The sequence below is a fragment of the Mycolicibacterium agri genome (assembly GCF_002553505.1).
Classification (GTDB): domain Bacteria; phylum Actinomycetota; class Actinomycetes; order Mycobacteriales; family Mycobacteriaceae; genus Mycobacterium; species Mycobacterium agri.
The window spans coordinates 26143-41410 of record NZ_PDCP01000010.1 but is presented as its reverse complement, the minus strand read 5'-3'; the positions used below and the strand labels follow the sequence as shown (position 1 = coordinate 41410).

Sequence of the window (15268 nt, the reverse complement as noted above, 5' to 3'; positions counted from 1 at the left end):
AGACGTGTTCACGCCGTCACGGGTCTCAACTAGGCGACCGTGACGGTCCGACGGTTAGCGAACGCTGGTCCGGCAGCCTTGCCCTCAAGACACCGCCTGACATAGCCCGGCCCGGCGACGGCTCTAGCTGAACACGTCGTTGAGGGTGACGGTCTGCAGGCCGCGGCTGTGGATGAGGTCGAGCAGTTGGGCGTAGCAATGGGTAACGGTCGGCAGGTTGGCGTGGATGAGCACGATCTGCTGGGGCTGAAATGACTTGGCCGCGTTGGCGATCAGACTCGCTTCGTTTTCGGGCCGGGAATCCCCTACATCGCCGCTCCACATCGTGACGGTGGTGTAGCCCTGGTCGGCGGCGACTCTGTCGATGTCGGCGTTGTGCAGGCCGTAGGGCGGACGGAAATAGGGAGTGCCGTCCGACCCGTAGATGTCTCTCAAGAAGTCAGCATTGCGCCGAATCTGGTCGGCCACCGCGTCCAGGCTCATCCGGTTGAGGTAGGGATGGGACCACGTGTGGTTGGCCATCTGCACCTGACCCGAGGCGACCATCGGTCGCAGTGCTGGTGCGTTGACCGACCATGATGGGTTGGCCCCGTTGACGAAAAACGTGAGCCGGGTGCCGGTGTCTTGGCAGAAATGCGCGAATGCGTCTACTACCGGCACGCTGGCGCCGTCATCGACGGTGAGCGCCAGCTGGTTGCCATCGCCCGGCAACTGGATCAGCGCACCAGCCGGTGCCGGTAGCCGCCCCACCGGAATCGTCCACCGGACCGGGGAACACCGGGCCGCAGGCGCCCGGCTCATCGCGGCCAATACGCAGGCTGCGATGGCGCACAACATCGTGCGGCGGTCGATTTGCTCCATGTGGATATTGTCGCTCAGCGGCGGTGATGGTTGACGTGTTATCTGCTTTTACTCCCTCAACTTTGGAATAACGCCGATTGAAGGAGAGCGGTCGCAGCGATTCGCTCGCCGCCGCCGACGCGTGGTCAGGTACGACCATCGGCCAGTCGCCACCGCTGCGCCAAGGCCGACGACATCGCCATGTCATCAGAGTTGACCACGAGCAGCGACGGGTCGGTTTTGGCAAGCGCGGCGGGGTGACGGTGTGCAGCCGCCGGGCGCGTCACGCTTGCACCCGATATCGCCTTGCGGGTACAGCACGTTTATCGCGGTATCGAGCACTGTCCCAGTTCCATTGGAAGGCAATACGATTGCGCCGTCTCGGCCGCCAACAAGGTCACGCCTCCTCGCGGACCGTCTTTCTCCTGCGCAGCGATATGCGGCCGGATCGCGCCGCACTGAACAATGTCTCTCGACCGCACCCTGAGAACACCGAGGACGCAATGCAATACGTCATGGTGGGGCCAAGCCACCGAGCCGTAACGGCCCACCGCTCGCTGAAGTATTGCGCCCACAACCTGGCGATCGGTGGCTACTTCTGGGCGGCGTGAACCGTCGAACCCGAGGCGTGCTCGTGGGCTGGTGTTCGGTCAGGGTGCGGCAACGGAATCCGCGGCACCCCTGGAGTGCCCAGTTGCCCTGACAACCATGGCAGCGCCGCCGCGAACGCCGACGCCGCGAAGCCCCAGTCGTGTCGTCCGGGCTGGGTCACCACCGCGCAGTCGATGCCGTGCCTAGCCCCCAAATCACACAGTGATTCGGCGGCGGCATTTTGGCCGCCGGCGTTGGCGTCGCGGTCAACGGACGGCGCGACCGCGAACCAGCCCGCCACCCCATGGTAGGGGCCGTGGCGGGTGATCACTGTGGCCGGATCGAACGCCGCCCACGCCGCAGCGTTACCGCCGAACAACCGGGCGATCGTTTGTTGCTTGGTACCCGCGTTCGGGCCCGCGTCCCCGGCGATGTCGACGAACGCGCTGAACAACTCGGGATGCATCACCGCCAGGTCGACCGCGCAGGTTCCGCCGGTGGAGAAGCCGGCGACCCCCCAGTTTGCGGCGTCCTGGCTCACGCCGAAACTCGACGTCATGAACGGCGGCACGTCCTTGGTCAGATGATCGGCGGCGTTGCCGCGAGGGCCGTTGACACATTCGGTGTCAATGCCGAACCCGCCACCGGAATCGACGAACATCAGCACTGGCGCGTTACCGCCGTGGGCGGCCGCGAACGCATCAGCCGTACTCGCTGCACCCCCGATCCGCAACCAATCGGCGGGGGTGTTGATCTCCGCGCCGACCATCAGCACCACCGGAAGCCGAGGAGGCGGCGTACTGGCAAACCACGCCGGCGGCAGATACACCAGTTCACCGCGATGACGGAACTTCGACGTTTCAGCACTGATATTGACCGGAACGACGACACCATGGGCAGGGATCACACCTGCGAGCTGCATCGCCGTGACGGCGGTCCGGTTGGTCTGATCGGGCAGCGACCCTGCAGTCAGCTGATTCCACGCCGAATACACCGTGGGGACATAACCGACCCACGCATTGAGCACCAACGCAGCGCTGAGCAGACACGACGATGCCGCCAGCACGGCCGTCGCACGCCACCGCCACCGTGCGCCGCGCCAGCCCACCACAACCACCCCACCAGCCGCCGCCGTCAACGCGAGCCACGCCCACAGCGCCGCCGGCGCCGGTTCGCCGATCACGCCGGACGAACCGATGAACCAATGCACCCACGCCGCCGCCACCACGCCGAAAGCCACCGCCCACGGCAGTCGGCGCAGCCGCCAACCAGGCGTTCGTACCCCGACACCGCACACCACCAGAATCGCCGCAGCGATCTGCACCGTCGGTGGCAACCACCCATGCATCAACGACATGTCCGCGATCTGATGACGCAGATGCTCGACCGCATCCACCCACCACGACATCATGTCGATCGCCCCTTCCGCACTGAGACTGTCGGGCTCCGGGCTATCACTTAGCAGCTAGCTCCATGCTGTCAGGCCCGCGCTGATGAATCGCTGAAGAACATCAACGGCGCCATCTGCTACTGCTGAGTCCTCACCGTTCATGCGCGGCTGAGGAGAGCCACACGAGACCGACACCAGCGTCTATGCGGAAAACACCCAGACTGGGCTCCCACGCCTCTACCTCCAGGTCCCGCAATGTCCGGATTGGGCAGGGGTTATAGGGAAACCAGCCGCCATGGCGGGCGACACTGGTTCGGTGACCGCCGCGGTGTTCGGGCCGACGCTGATCGTGGTGTGCCTGGTGATGGCGGCTGCCGCGGCGGTGATCTATCGGCTGGCGGGGCTAGGGAAAGTGTGGACGGTGCCTGTCGCTGCCGCGCGTGCGGCTGCTCAGTTGGCGGGGGTATCGGCGGTATTGGCGGCAGCGATGATGCGGCTGTGGTCATCGGCGTTGGTGTTGGCGGTCATGTTCGTTGTCGCCGCCGTGACGGCGGCGCGACGCAGCCAAGCCGACGGCGGATCATTTTGGTTGGCGGTGCCGCTGGCGGCCGGCTTGACGGCGGTGATCCCGTTGCTTCTGCTGACAGGCTTGGTTCCAGTCAATGGCGCGGCGCTGATACCGACCGTCGGCATCATCCTCGGCGGCACCATGACTGCGGTCGCGGTCGCCGCGCGGCGCGGCCTCGACACGTTGACGATGCGGCTCGGCGAGGTTGAAGCGGCCCTCAGTCTGGGTTTATCCGAGCGTGATTCTCGCCGATTAGTGATTGGCCGAGCCACGGCTGACGCCCTGTTGCCCAATGTGGATCAGGCCCGAACCGCCGGGCTGGTCACACTGCCGGGCGCCTTCGTGGGTGTGTTGTTGGCCACCGGGTCGGCTGCCCAGGCTGGCGCCGTGCAGGTTCTGGTTCTCATCGGACTTCTGTTAGCCCAAGGATGCGGTGTTGCGCTAACCGGGGAGTTGGTTGCGCGGGGCCGTATCAGTCGACGCCACGACGTCGTGAGGCCCTAGAGGCCGTAGGTGGTCACACAGCTGGTTCTGTGATCTGCACGTGTAAGCGCAGGTGTCCGCCATCGGGGGCGCCACAGGCGGATGGGTTCTGAATGTGCAGGTGTTCGCAACACCGGCGCGAGAACGAAACCGTCTCGGTCACGACATCCTGCCTCAAGCAAGGTTGGTGGTGCGATGTCGTCGAAAGCCCTTGAAACCAACACGTTTCGCGTACGACAGGTCACTTTGTAGATGAACTCGCGTCGTTGTCCACGGTCGTATTAGCGGAGGGTGTTCAGTAGCGCGGTGAGTGTCTGTATCTCCGTCGAGGGGTCGGGTTGACTGGCGCGCAACGCGTGAAGAACGCTGTCGATTTGAGCGTCGAGTGCGTGCCACGCGGTTTCGTCCATCGGCCGCAGGGTGGCTTCGTCGTCGTCCCAGGCGGTTTCGAGATCCTTGATCCGGGTTGTCGCCGCGGGCTGATCACCGGCTTGCACTTTCGACAGCGTGTCTTGAGCGATGGTGCGGAACTTCGTTAGTTCGGCCGGCGGGAAATGCGACTGCGCTTGCCCCGCTGCCAGCGTGGAGGTCACCGGCGCGGCCGCAGCCTCTTCCTCGTTATCAGTGATGGCGTGGGGGTGGCCCGCGGCCATAACGAGTAGAGCCCCAGCGGCCACCGCGACCACAACGTAATAGCCATGCATGATGCGTTCGCGGGTCGGATTGGTCGTTACGGCCGAAATGCGTTCGCTCTGGCGTTCTTCCATGACGTCGACGCGGCTGATTGTGAGATAGATGACCGTGGCGAGGATCGCGGTGAGGAAGACCCCGCTCGTGACCGCTGTGCCTAAGCCGACGCCGTGATCAGTTGTCGGGGACGCGAGCCAATCGCCGAGGTTGGCACCCAGTGGGCGGGTGAGGATGTAGGCCAGCCAGAAGGCCAGCACCGGGTTGGCGCCCAGCCGCCAGCCGATCACGACGGCGGCAATCAATCCCGCTGGCAGCAGCACCGACGTGCCCGGCGCCCAGCCGGTCAGCTGCAGCGTCCAATCACCGGCCGCGGTGCCAAGGGCAAACGTGACGAGTACAGCCAGCCAATAGAACGACTCTCTGGGCAGCGTCACGATGCTGTGGATCGACAGCGTTCGTTCCCGGGCGTACCAGACCCCGAAGACCACTGACAAGGCGATGGCGAAGACGCTTGTACTCAGCGCGAGGGGAACGCCCAGATCGTCGGTGAGGATGTCGGTGTAGAGCGTGCCGGTCACGCTGAGCACGACGACGGCAAGCCAATACACCAGCGGCACATAGCGACTCAGCCGTAGCTGGCATGCGAGAACTACGACGAGAACTGCGGTGAAGATCAGGGCGGTCGCCGTCAGTCCGACACCCAAACTCATGTTGATCCAGTCGGCGAAACTCTCACCAACGGTCGTGCACAGGATCTTGATGACCCAGAACCACACAGTGACCTCGGGCACTTTGCTGAGCAAGGCGCGCGGGGTCGCGACGGCATCGGTCGGTGTCGTCTCAGTCACGGGACCCGACGGTATAGCCGCACTGCTGATAGAACGTTGAGAACCGGTTAACGGTTGTTACGGGGGCTAGCCAATTGCCGCGCAGCGGCCAGGACTGACTAACCTGTTGGGGAAGCGCCCGCCGAGGCGGCGGCGGCCGCGGCTCGGCCTTCCGTGCTGCCTAGCGAGTTGCCAGGGGAGGTGGCCGAGGCCACCGGCGCGTCACAGTTGAGCGATAACAACGTCTGGTTGGTCGGCGAGCCGCGGCTGTTCGGTGGTGGCGGCACTGATCGGTCCTTCTGGTTGTAGACAATGCAATTCGACCAGGTCAACTGGTCACCGACGGTGGTCGACACAACGGGTTTGTATCCCGCGGAGCTTAACGTGGAGCTGGCGTCACCGTATTTTTGGCCCACCACGTTCGGTGAGGACTTTGCGTCAGCGATCCCGGCGCCGGCGAGGCTGGCCACCGCGACCGCACCAGCCACGGCCGCAGCCAGCGAAGGATGTGTGGTCATGCACTGCTCCTCGCTTCGCCGGGTTCAGTGACCGGCTTTGATGACCGGTGCTGCCATCGACACTTCAGGAGCCGACGGCGGCGTCGTCACCGTGATCGTGTTTCCGAGTTTCATTCTGCCGACCACCGGCTGAGTGAACGTGGTGTTCGCCGGGGCACTGCCCGACCCAGCCAGCGAAATGTCGAATGTCGGGGTATTCGGCGGGGTCGCGGAGAAACTCAGGAGGCCAAGGGTGCTCAGTGCCGCGCCCCCGAGAACCGCGCCCAGAGGCTTGACTCGCGCGCATGCACGCAAGTCGGTTTTTGGGTGATGGGCGAGCATGAAAACAGTGTTGCGCCAAGGCGTTGATAGGACGCTGAGCCGAATCTGGGACTTATGCTCCGTCGCTGATGGAACGCTACCGATGTCTGCGGGATTGAATGACCACCGCGGCATGTACATGAGACGGCCCCCGCGTCCATGCCTGATAGATGCAGGGGCCGCCTTCCCGCGCTCCCCCGGTTTTAGTTCATGTTCCAGGGTTCGCCGTAGGTGGTGACGCTGTCACCGGCCTTGGAGATCAAGCGAGCGAACGGACGCAGCAGCACACCACCAGCCGCACCGGTCACCGTGCCGTGCGCGTTGGAAACCGCCACCTTGCCGTGAGGGCCGGACACGTCGACCGAGAACGTCGCCACTTCCTGAATACCCGGGCCGTTGCCCAGGTCAGCGCTGATCGACACACCCGGGAACAAGTTAGGGGTGATGACTTGGCCTAATGGGTTGAAGCCGGCGCTGAGCGGGTTGATGTTGACGTCGTCGAGCAGGATGTTCGGCGTGGTGTAGCTGAAGTTGATACCCACACCCAACGACCACGGAAAGCCAATCTGGTAACCCAGCTCCAGGGTGCCCTCGAACTTATCGGCACCCGGGCCGGCCACGTTGTACACCGCGGAACCGGAATGGAACCACTCACGAGTCAGCCGGTTGCGGTCCAAGGGGAACACACCATTAAGGAAGGTGTCCCACTGCTGGATCGTCAGCGTCCGGTCCTGACCATCAACCAGACTCAGCTCGTTGTCCAGACCTGCGTGAGAAGTGCCAGCGCTCACGAACACAGCTGCGACAGCTGCAATCATCGCGATCAGCACCCTACTGATTGCCTTCATGTTGTTGCCGAACCCTTCTGCCTGGCTGAGCCCACACCAGCTACTTGCTGGTTGTGTCGTCATCGGAACTGCCGTTGCGTTTGTTTCATCAATGACTGCGAATGTCACGCAAGACATCCCACGGCCACTTGCTGGTCCAACGATGCGGCCGCAGACAGAGTCAGCGGCGCACCATCTGCTGCGTCGTTGTTTCAACAAGGCTGGGAGTCTGACAAATCAGCGCTGAGAAAACCCCAAGAGCGTTTGGATGCGCAACGGCCTTCGATGTGCTATGCGACTAGGATCTCTGGCAACAGGAGGAGCGCGAAATGCCGCAGCCCATGTGTCCCTCAGTGTTTTCTCAGTGCCGCTCTGCCATGGTGACGCAGTCGCCGCAAGTGACAGACCCGGCCGGCGCACCGACATGCTCACACGAGACCCTCACAGCTCAGCGTTGACACCGGAGTGCCGTGGAGTTCTCCCACACGGGCAGGTGCGCCGGCCGCCGGCCCATGCAGGCGTAGCGATGCGATTACGGAAGCGGGGGTGTTGGGTCCGGTGAAGGTGCTTTTGGTCGAGGACGACGCACACGTCGCGGCCAGCCTCAAAGTCGGCCTGCGCGCTGAAGGATTCGTCGTCGTGCACTCCGAGACCGGCACCGAGGGGCTATGGCAGGCCACCGAGCACCACTTCGACGTGATCATCTTGGACATCATGCTGCCCGGTCCCAGCGGCTATGAGATTCTGCGGCGAATCCGGGAGCGCCAGATCTGGACACCGGTGCTGATGCTGACCGCCAAAGACGGTGAATACGACCAGGCCGACGCATTCGATCTCGGCGCCGACGACTATCTGATCAAGCCGTTTTCCTTCGTGGTGCTCGTCGCCCGGTTGCGCGCCCTGTTGCGCCGCGGAGCACCGCAACGGCCCGTGGTGTTGACCGCCGGCGACTTGGTTCTTGATCCGGGTCGGCACCTGGTGACCCGTGCAGGTGTGCCGATCGATCTGAGTCCGCGCGAATTCGGCCTACTCGAATACCTGATGCGCAACACCGACGCAGTGTGCACCAAAACCCAAATACTGCAAAGCGTTTGGGATGAGAACTTTTCCGGCCCCGATAACGTCGTCGAGGTCTACATCGGTTACCTGCGCCGCAAGATCGATGTACCGTTCGGCACCAACACAATCGAGACCGTGCGCGGGGTGGGCTACCGCTTGGAGTCAGGCAATTTGGTCAGCGGCAGCTGAACCGTCACCAATGTCCCGCCGCCGCCGCGTTCACTGATAGTAACCTCGCCGCCGTGCGCCGTCGCGATCTCGGCCACGATGGCCAGCCCTAAACCCGTGCCGCCGCTGCTGCGCGCCCGGTCGCTGTCCAGACGGACGAACCGGTCAAAAACCCGCATCCGGTCCCGCTCGGGGATACCCGGACCGTCGTCGGCGACTGTCACAACCGCGTACTCACCACGAATGCCTACCGTCAGCTCGACGTGGGAACGGGCATGCCGCGCAGCGTTTTCCAGCAGATTGCGCACCAGTCGCGACAATGCGGCGCTGTCCCCGCGCAGCTCGGTCGGCTCGGCGCTGATACCGATGTCGCGGTGTCCGATGCGGCGCTGGCGCACAACTTCGCCGGTCGCGATGTCGTCAAGCCGAACCGGCTCACGGTGCCTCGCCAGCCTGCCCTCGTCAGCGCGGGCCAGCAGCAGCAGATCCTCCACGAGGACCCGCATCCGCTCTGCTTCAGGGACAAGGGTGCTCGTTGCCAGCTTGAGATCAAATACTTCCGGGTGGGCGACGGCGACATCGAGAGCTGAGATGATCGCTGTCAGCGGGCTGCGCAGCTCATGGGATGCATCCCCGACGAATTGGCGCTGGGCCGCGTGGCCGCTTTCGATCCGGGCCAACATATCGTTCATCGTCGTAGCAAGCGCGGAGATCTCGTCGCGTCCCGGCGGCACCGGCACTCGCTCGGTCAAATCAGAGGTGCTGATCTCGGCCACCCGGGCCCGGATGGCGTCAACCGATCGCAAAGAGCGCCGCATCAACCGATAGGTGGAGATCGCCGCGACCGCGACGACAACAGGACACGCCCCCGCCAGTAACAAAAGGGCGGTATGCACCGTTGACTCCGCGGCCTCGATGTCCCCAGCCACCAACACCGTGTACCGGCCGAACTTCGTATCTACCGTCCGCCCGCTGACGCGCTGATCATTGTCGGGCGGAACATCATCGGTAAGTCCGACATGCATCGTCGGTCCGACCTCGCTCGGGGCCACCAACGGAGAAGCCGGCGCGCCGTCGGAACGCGCCACGACATTTCCGTGGTTGTCGAGTACCTGCACTGCGACAATCCGTTGGTCAGTGTCCAGCAGCGGGGCATCCAAATCCGCCGCCGAGTCAAACGCCAGTCCAGCCACCACGTCGCCGACGCGTCGCGCGGCAGCATCATCCACCCCCGCCAGGAGCACCTGATACAACACGACGGTCAACGCGGCGCCCGCCACAGTTAGTGCGATGAATACGACCGCCCCGGCAATGAATGCCGAACGCGCCGCAATACTCCACCGCCGCGACATCGCCCACGACAGACCTCGGCGTCGCGCCGCACCCGGGCGCGCACCGAAGTGCCCGAGCTGTGCCGTGTTCGAAGCCACGGGCGCTCGGCGCGTCGCTTGTGCTGCGTCGTCGCTGTGGCTACCGGTCTGAGTCGAAAGTCCCTTCACTGCGACCGCCAATCATGTCGCGCTATCGCGGACGACGCTGAGCCTAGACGGCATCGGCGCTCAAGGTTCCAGCCGGACCGAAAATCCCCAGTGGGCTGCCACCGCTCGAGCCAGCGCGTTGCAATCGATCGACGTCGGCCGTTCGCCGACATTACTGCTGCTTATATCGCAGCTTCCCGCGCCAAGGGTTTCGACGGCACTGGACAACGCCTCACGATCGTTGGAGGCGACTTAACCGTATCGGAGAGTGATCGGACGGCACGATGAACTCCACCACGGATCGGTAGCCCATGGTTGACGCAGATGGATGTCATTCGCTGCTCGATAAGGGGGTGACCGTAGTCGTTGCTACTCGGATGCTCGATTGGTTACTCGGCTTCTCGGACAAACGACTTTCGCCCAGTGGCGCAAAGATCGACATTGCATGCAGTCCGCGGGCTGGTCGCATTTCGCTCGCGCAGGCGAATCCGCTATACGAGGTGTTCTTTCCGGCGTAGCTGCTCGACTGTTGTTGCAACGTCTTGCTGGGCCGAGGGTGATAGCCCCACCATTCGTGATGCAATGCGTTGTACGTTCGCGTCTCGGAGGGCGGCGAGCAGCTCCAATTCCTCCTCAAGCTTGCTGAAGTACTCGTCGTCTGTGAAGTACGCAGGATCGACGCGGAAAAATCCAGCAAGTGCGGTGATCGTTGCTTCCGAGGGGTGATCACGAGCTCCGGACCGCAGTTGCGACAGATATGGCGCCGAGAAGCTTATCCCTTGAGCACGCAGCGCAGCGACCACTTCAGACGATGAATGAGGTCCGCGCCCGGGGGGATAGACGGTATCAAATAGGCGATTTAGCCGCGCAGCAAACGTTGTGCTCATCACCTCAAGCCTCCTCCTACAGACCACCTATGCTACGCCGAAACATTTGCGTGGGCGTGGGGACAGTTTTCGCTGACCTGTTTGCCTTGGACGCGTCAGCGATCCATTTTCGCGATTCCTGGTCTGAGGTTCGACAATGCGAAAAGCTGCGCGGAACAGTCTTTGAGTCGATCCGCTACCCAACTCGCTGGGGGTAGCCCCGGGAGCTTGCCGCCGTGTCAGGTGCAAGTGGCGATGTTCTAGCTCGGCGGTGGTACCACTGTGAGATTGCGCTCTTGTTCGCGCCTGACGTTGGCGCGTGAGGCCTGCAGGGAGCGTTGCGCCGCTGATAGGTCGCTTCGGATATTGGTGACTTGTTGGTTGAGCATGTCGACTTGGCCGCGTAACCGGGCGTTCTCGTCGGCGAGGTGATTGCCGTCGGGATCGAAGAGTTGCCCGGTGAGGTCGCTGATGTGGGCGTCCTGCTGGCGCAGCGTCCCGCGCAATTCTTTGACCCGTGCTTCAGCGTTGAGTGCGCGTTCGCGCCAGGAGGTAGTCTCGGCTAGGTCTTGTTCGTCGATGCGTGTGCGAGTGGCAAGCTGTGAGGTATCTCTGGCGACGAGGACCAATTTGGTCAGTTCCGGGCGCTTCTTGTCGTAGATGAACGTTTTTCCGACGTCGGCTCGGCGGCAGACCTCTTCAACGGTGAACGGCAGCCCAGTCTTGGCGAGCTTGGCGACTGTTCTGCGGACGCGGTCTTCGCATTCGGCGGTGCGGCGGTTGCGGCTTTCGATGGCCTCGACGGGTCTGCGGCGTCGTGCCTGAGTCACTTGGCCACATCCTCTGGATGGTCCGTTGTCGACGATGTGCCTGGGAGGGTGTTCAGTGGCCATCCGCTGGAAAACAGGGGGTGGAAGAAGTCCTGCATCGGGCTTCGCAGATCGAGCCGCTCAGCGGCTTCGAGGAGGCCGAGTTCGTCGAGTGCGTCGCGCAATCCGGCCAGCACTTTCTCCCAGGGTTTCCATTCGTTGAGGATGTAGTCCCGCGCCTCCTCGGAGGGAGCGCCTTCGGCGAAGTGGTAGGCGGCGTCGCGTTTTCGTTCCCAATAGGCCAAGTCCGCGCCCGTTAGCACGAAATGCGGGCACGGCCCCTTGGGGCCACCGCTGCAGTTTTTCCCTACAGGGCAAGCGCTTCCGCCCACCACTGGGCCGTACCGGCAGAGACCGTGCTCGACTGGGATCACGGTCAGGTCGATGCGGTCAGCGACAGCCGCCGCGCTCCCAAGTCCACTAGCGGTGGCGGGTGTCATCAGCACCTTCCCTGGTTTGTCCATACCGGGTCCGGCCGTCCATACCTGGTGCAAGTGACGCACGACGTTGTCGTCGCTGTAGCGGGCGTAGTGCGCCAGGGACTCTTCGGAGAAGTGTCCCAACATCTGCCGGACCAGGGCCGCTGGCGCGCCGTTGTTCAGCAGTGCCGTCGCCAGCGTGGCACGGGTGCGATGTGTGGTGATTCCGGTCAAACCTAACTCGCCTATCCAGGTATCGAACTTTTCTCGGAAGTAGCACTGGGATAATGGAAGCCGAAGGTCTGGATTCTTGGTCGTGCTCGGAAACAGCGGCATTGTCCTATCCCACACCGCTTCCAGCGCTGCTCGTTGGCGCTTATTGAGACTGGCGAGTTCTTTTGCGTACCGGGCGCGCAGTTTGGCCCGGGTGATCTCCTGTCGTCGCAGGAGCCGTTGATACACGGGATAGTGACACGGCATCCCGTAGTCGAGGACATTGACCTTGCTGATGTCGCGCCAGAGGTATGGCTGTGCGTCGCCAATCATCGCGATACACCCGAGGCGAAGCGCAAGCGTTTCGCCGATCCGGCCACCTTGGTATGCGTGGGTAAACCAGATATCGGACAGGCCAATATTATTGACGTCTTTAGCCTCTAGCTGCTCCAGCGACGCCTCGCTGATGAGGAGCCGAAAGTCGGCGTCGTTGATGGGGCGAGGCTTAGGCGCTTCTTGTGGGGCCGAGTATTGCGGGAATGCCAGCACAAATGAGTCGGATGGTCCGCGCAGCCCGGTCTGACACCCGAACAGTAGGACAATGCGCATAGCACTAGGGTGGGTCCTGTAAAGCAAATCGCTCAACGTGCCCAGAGTCGGCGGATTGGACACCTTATTCTCGACTACCGGAATTTGTTCCCTGTGCCATAGATCCCAAAGTTCTTTGAACGCACGAGCATCCGATGCGTTCAGAAGTTCAGGATTGTTGCCCTCGTCTTCACGCAACTGCCGCAGCGCTTTGGAAAGGAGTCCGATACCACGAATCCTTCTAAGGACGTTGCCGACCGACAGCCGCTTCGTCTCCGTTGCGAGGGATTCGAGGTGATCCCAGAGCAGGTCGCGAAGCCAGCGCTGCGAGATATCGGTCAGATCCCAAACCTTGCGCCGGGTTACCTGTGCTCCCTGGAAAGGCGCGGCGCCGACGATCAGTGGATCAAACCAGCCGCCCTCCTTCGCGTCCTGTTTCGTCAAGGTCAGGCTGCGTGCCGCAATGGGCAGGTCGGTCCATATCCGCCTGATCTCGAGCGTTTTGTAGTTCGGCGCTTGTTCCGCGACCATGGGATCGTTGAGTGTTTGGACGCCGGCGTTAGCGAGGACGTCGACAATCAGCTGGATATGTCGTGGTCGCCAGTGAGTTCGCCGGATCGTATTGGCGTGCCGATGGATGGCGTAGCGGATCTCACACTGAAGCCGATACGGAAGATGATTCAGTGTCACCAGGCCGCGAACATCCAGGGGTTGCATCCGTCTGGTCTTGGCCTCGCGCGTAACCCACTCAGTCCAAGCCTTGGGGTCTCCCGCACAGTCATGCTCCCGCTTATAGAGCTTCCATACCTCGTAGTGTGAACGGCAAATCTTGGCTTCGCCTTCGCCGCGGAAGTTGAACAGGACTCCGTCGTGAACGCAGTGCAACACCGAGCATCGTGGATGTGCGGCGAAGGGTGCTTGTGCGCTCAGCCAAGCTTTTTCGTCGTCTCCGCTCTTTCTCGCTTTGCGGAGAAGCGCGTCATGCGCCGCACACAACCCACGAATCAGCGCTTCGCGGTTCGGTCCACATACGCGACAGTCCTCCCGTCGGGAACGTCCCCAGTCGTTGTACTTGCACGGGCACGGCTTGGCTTGCTTAGCGAACTGTTCGATGCTGAGTGTCGATGACACCAAGCGGTATTCGTGATCGTGTGCGTTGCACAGGAACTTGATGTTGGAGTTCGCGAGTTCTGCATTGCAGTCGGTGACGCGACAACCCCACCCGTAGGTTGGGTGATCGCGAGGGAAACTGATGGGATCCGACAAGAGCCAATCGGGGAAGGCTTGGCTGGCTGCTTCATAGCGTTGCTCGAACGGCAGTGCCAAGTAGTCCGAGGCCGACGAGACAGCTGCAACCGCGGAGTTGTCGTCCCGCACGGTCGCCGCTTTGCTCACCAGCGCCGCCGCGAACTCAATGCAAAAACCATGCTCAGTCCCTTCCGGTCGGCCTGCCGGGGATGGAGTCCCAAGCCTCGGTCAGATACTTCATCGTGTGCCTGTTGGCGCTTCGGCCGTAAAGCTCAGTCACCTGCTCAGCCCGAGACCACCCGAACTCCTGCGCGACGAGATCGGCGTTGAAATCGCTTGCCGCATAGAGGTTTGCCGCGGCTCGATGCCGAAAGGCATGCGGGGTGATGTAGCTGTTTAAGTCGGCTCGTTGGCTTGCTCTCCGGAGCATCTTGCGAACACCGCCGGTAGTCAACGCCGCCCCGGCGCTGTGTCCTTTGGTGTGAATCAGGACCTGCTCATGGTCGACGAGATGTTGGTTCGGGTGGTATTCGTCGAGGAGATAGGCATAGAAGCTGCCGATCATCGCTTCGCTGACCGCGCGGATAACGCCATCGTTGACGTAACCGTCCGGGCTGGTCCGCCATGAGTGATACGCCTTCGCCCGCGCACGATTCGGGTTGTCATCACGTCCCACGATGTGAACGTGAGGGTCTTTGCGCTGCCCACATGGATGATCTCGGACAAGATGCAGATCCGGGAATCGCAGGCCGCAGAGGCCGCCCACGCGGATTCCGGAGTCAACCAGCCACGTCACGACCATCACATCGCGAGCCGAAGTCAACACCCCCGGCTCGAACAGCGCGGTGACGATCTCGTCCGGTAAGAATCGTGGCCGAGCAGACCCTCGTCGTGGAGACAAGGGGTTTTGCGTTACGGCGCGCCGCCGGTGCTGGGGTATCGAGCTGTCCCGCGAAAACCATGCCACCACAGACGGATCCGCCTGATTCGAGGTTAGGTAGAACGCCTTCACGACAGTCGCGACGTTGGCGGCGGCCGAATTGCTCAGCGGTGGTCTTTCTCGCCAGGCCACTCCATAAACGCCGGCGCCCTGGCCTGTCAGCGCGTTCATATAGAGCCGCAGGTGATCGGCTCGCACTGAGGCGACCGTCAACCGGTTCGCATCCAACCAATTGAGGTGATCAACCAAGCCGTAGGCGTAAGTCTGCTGACTTGACTCCTTGTACTGCTTCAACACCTCGACCGACCGTCGGTGCAGCTCCCCAGTCGCGGAGAACACCCAGTACGAGACCCGCCCTCCTCGATGGAGGACCCTCCGAACCCTGA

Annotated in this window: 13 protein-coding genes; 2 read left to right on the top strand and 11 right to left on the bottom strand. The window is 62.7% G+C overall.

Annotation, left to right across the window (positions count from 1 at the left end; translation table 11 throughout):
• Positions 1-123: 123 nt before the first annotated feature.
• From CQY20_RS07485 to CQY20_RS07480, 3 genes are all read right to left on the bottom strand, one after another.
• Positions 124-861, bottom strand: a complete 738-nt coding sequence (locus CQY20_RS07485; protein ID WP_097939444.1) for a polysaccharide deacetylase family protein — start codon at positions 859-861, stop codon at positions 124-126.
• A 125-nt stretch (positions 862-986) separates the two neighbouring features.
• A complete protein-coding gene (locus tag CQY20_RS34765) occupies positions 987-1127 on the bottom strand; it encodes a hypothetical protein (protein ID WP_163700802.1) in 141 nt (46 codons plus the stop codon).
• A gap of 305 nt (positions 1128-1432) precedes the next feature.
• Positions 1433-2842, bottom strand: a complete 1410-nt coding sequence (locus tag CQY20_RS07480) for an alpha/beta hydrolase (protein ID WP_234816141.1) — start codon at positions 2840-2842, stop codon at positions 1433-1435.
• Between the two features lie 274 nt (positions 2843-3116).
• On the opposite strand from CQY20_RS07480, the gene CQY20_RS07475 reads away from it, so the two are divergent.
• Positions 3117-3893 carry an ABC transporter permease gene (locus CQY20_RS07475; RefSeq protein WP_097939443.1) on the top strand — a complete coding sequence of 259 codons (777 nt, stop codon included), beginning with the start codon at positions 3117-3119 and terminating at the stop codon, positions 3891-3893.
• A 260-nt stretch (positions 3894-4153) separates the two neighbouring features.
• Here the strand turns inward: CQY20_RS07475 and CQY20_RS07470 are convergent, their stop codons facing one another.
• The 3 genes from CQY20_RS07470 to CQY20_RS07460 form a co-directional block, all read right to left on the bottom strand.
• Positions 4154-5410: a COG4705 family protein gene (locus tag CQY20_RS07470; protein WP_097939442.1), complete on the bottom strand. Its 1257-nt coding sequence runs from the start codon at positions 5408-5410 to the stop codon at positions 4154-4156.
• A 98-nt stretch (positions 5411-5508) separates the two neighbouring features.
• Entirely contained in the window at positions 5509-5907 is a 399-nt protein-coding gene (locus CQY20_RS07465; protein WP_097939441.1) for a hypothetical protein, read from the bottom strand.
• 503 nt (positions 5908-6410) lie between these two features.
• A complete protein-coding gene (locus CQY20_RS07460) occupies positions 6411-7055 on the bottom strand; it encodes a porin MspA (protein WP_097939440.1) in 645 nt (214 codons plus the stop codon).
• Positions 7056-7592: 537 nt separating this feature from the next.
• Between CQY20_RS07460 and CQY20_RS07455 the strand changes: the two genes are divergently transcribed.
• On the top strand, positions 7593-8282 hold the full coding sequence (locus tag CQY20_RS07455; RefSeq protein WP_097939517.1) for a response regulator transcription factor: 690 nt from the start codon (positions 7593-7595) through the stop codon (positions 8280-8282).
• Here CQY20_RS07455 and CQY20_RS07450 read toward each other — a convergent pair.
• The 5 genes from CQY20_RS07450 to CQY20_RS07430 all read right to left on the bottom strand — a co-directional run bounded on the left by CQY20_RS07450 (position 8243) and on the right by CQY20_RS07430 (position 15179).
• Positions 8243-9613 carry a sensor histidine kinase gene (locus CQY20_RS07450; RefSeq protein WP_097939518.1) on the bottom strand — a complete coding sequence of 457 codons (1371 nt, stop codon included), beginning with the start codon at positions 9611-9613 and terminating at the stop codon, positions 8243-8245. The genes CQY20_RS07455 and CQY20_RS07450 overlap by 40 nt on opposite strands.
• Before the next feature lie 617 nt (positions 9614-10230).
• Complete coding sequence (locus CQY20_RS07445; RefSeq protein ID WP_097939516.1) at positions 10231-10626, bottom strand: transcriptional regulator; 396 nt, start codon at positions 10624-10626, stop codon at positions 10231-10233.
• Positions 10627-10865: 239 nt separating this feature from the next.
• Positions 10866-11435, bottom strand: coding sequence for a hypothetical protein (locus tag CQY20_RS07440; protein WP_097939439.1), 570 nt, complete (start codon positions 11433-11435; stop codon positions 10866-10868).
• Positions 11432-14089 (bottom strand): tyrosine-type recombinase/integrase, encoded by a 2658-nt coding sequence (locus CQY20_RS07435; protein ID WP_234816140.1) that lies wholly within the window; start codon positions 14087-14089, stop codon positions 11432-11434. The genes CQY20_RS07440 and CQY20_RS07435 overlap by 4 nt, the downstream gene beginning before the upstream one ends.
• 34 nt (positions 14090-14123) lie before the next feature.
• A complete protein-coding gene (locus CQY20_RS07430; protein WP_234816139.1) occupies positions 14124-15179 on the bottom strand; it encodes a tyrosine-type recombinase/integrase in 1056 nt (351 codons plus the stop codon).
• Between the last annotated feature and the right edge of the window lie 89 nt (positions 15180-15268).

What these genes read in the sequence shown, in the direction of transcription:
- CQY20_RS07465 (WP_097939441.1), bottom strand. Translation starts at nt 5,907, where the DNA reads ATGACCACACATCCTTCGCTGGCTGCGGCCGTGGCTGGTGCGGTCGCG.
- CQY20_RS07450 (WP_097939518.1), bottom strand. Translation starts at nt 9,613, where the DNA reads ATGTCGCGGCGGTGGAGTATTGCGGCGCGTTCGGCATTCATTGCCGGG.
- CQY20_RS07480 (WP_234816141.1), bottom strand. Translation starts at nt 2,842, where the DNA reads ATGATGTCGTGGTGGGTGGATGCGGTCGAGCATCTGCGTCATCAGATC.
- CQY20_RS07460 (WP_097939440.1), bottom strand. Translation starts at nt 7,055, where the DNA reads ATGAAGGCAATCAGTAGGGTGCTGATCGCGATGATTGCAGCTGTCGCA.
- CQY20_RS07445 (WP_097939516.1), bottom strand. Translation starts at nt 10,626, where the DNA reads ATGAGCACAACGTTTGCTGCGCGGCTAAATCGCCTATTTGATACCGTC.
- CQY20_RS07485 (WP_097939444.1), bottom strand. Translation starts at nt 861, where the DNA reads ATGGAGCAAATCGACCGCCGCACGATGTTGTGCGCCATCGCAGCCTGC.
- CQY20_RS07475 (WP_097939443.1), top strand. Translation starts at nt 3,117, where the DNA reads ATGGCGGGCGACACTGGTTCGGTGACCGCCGCGGTGTTCGGGCCGACG.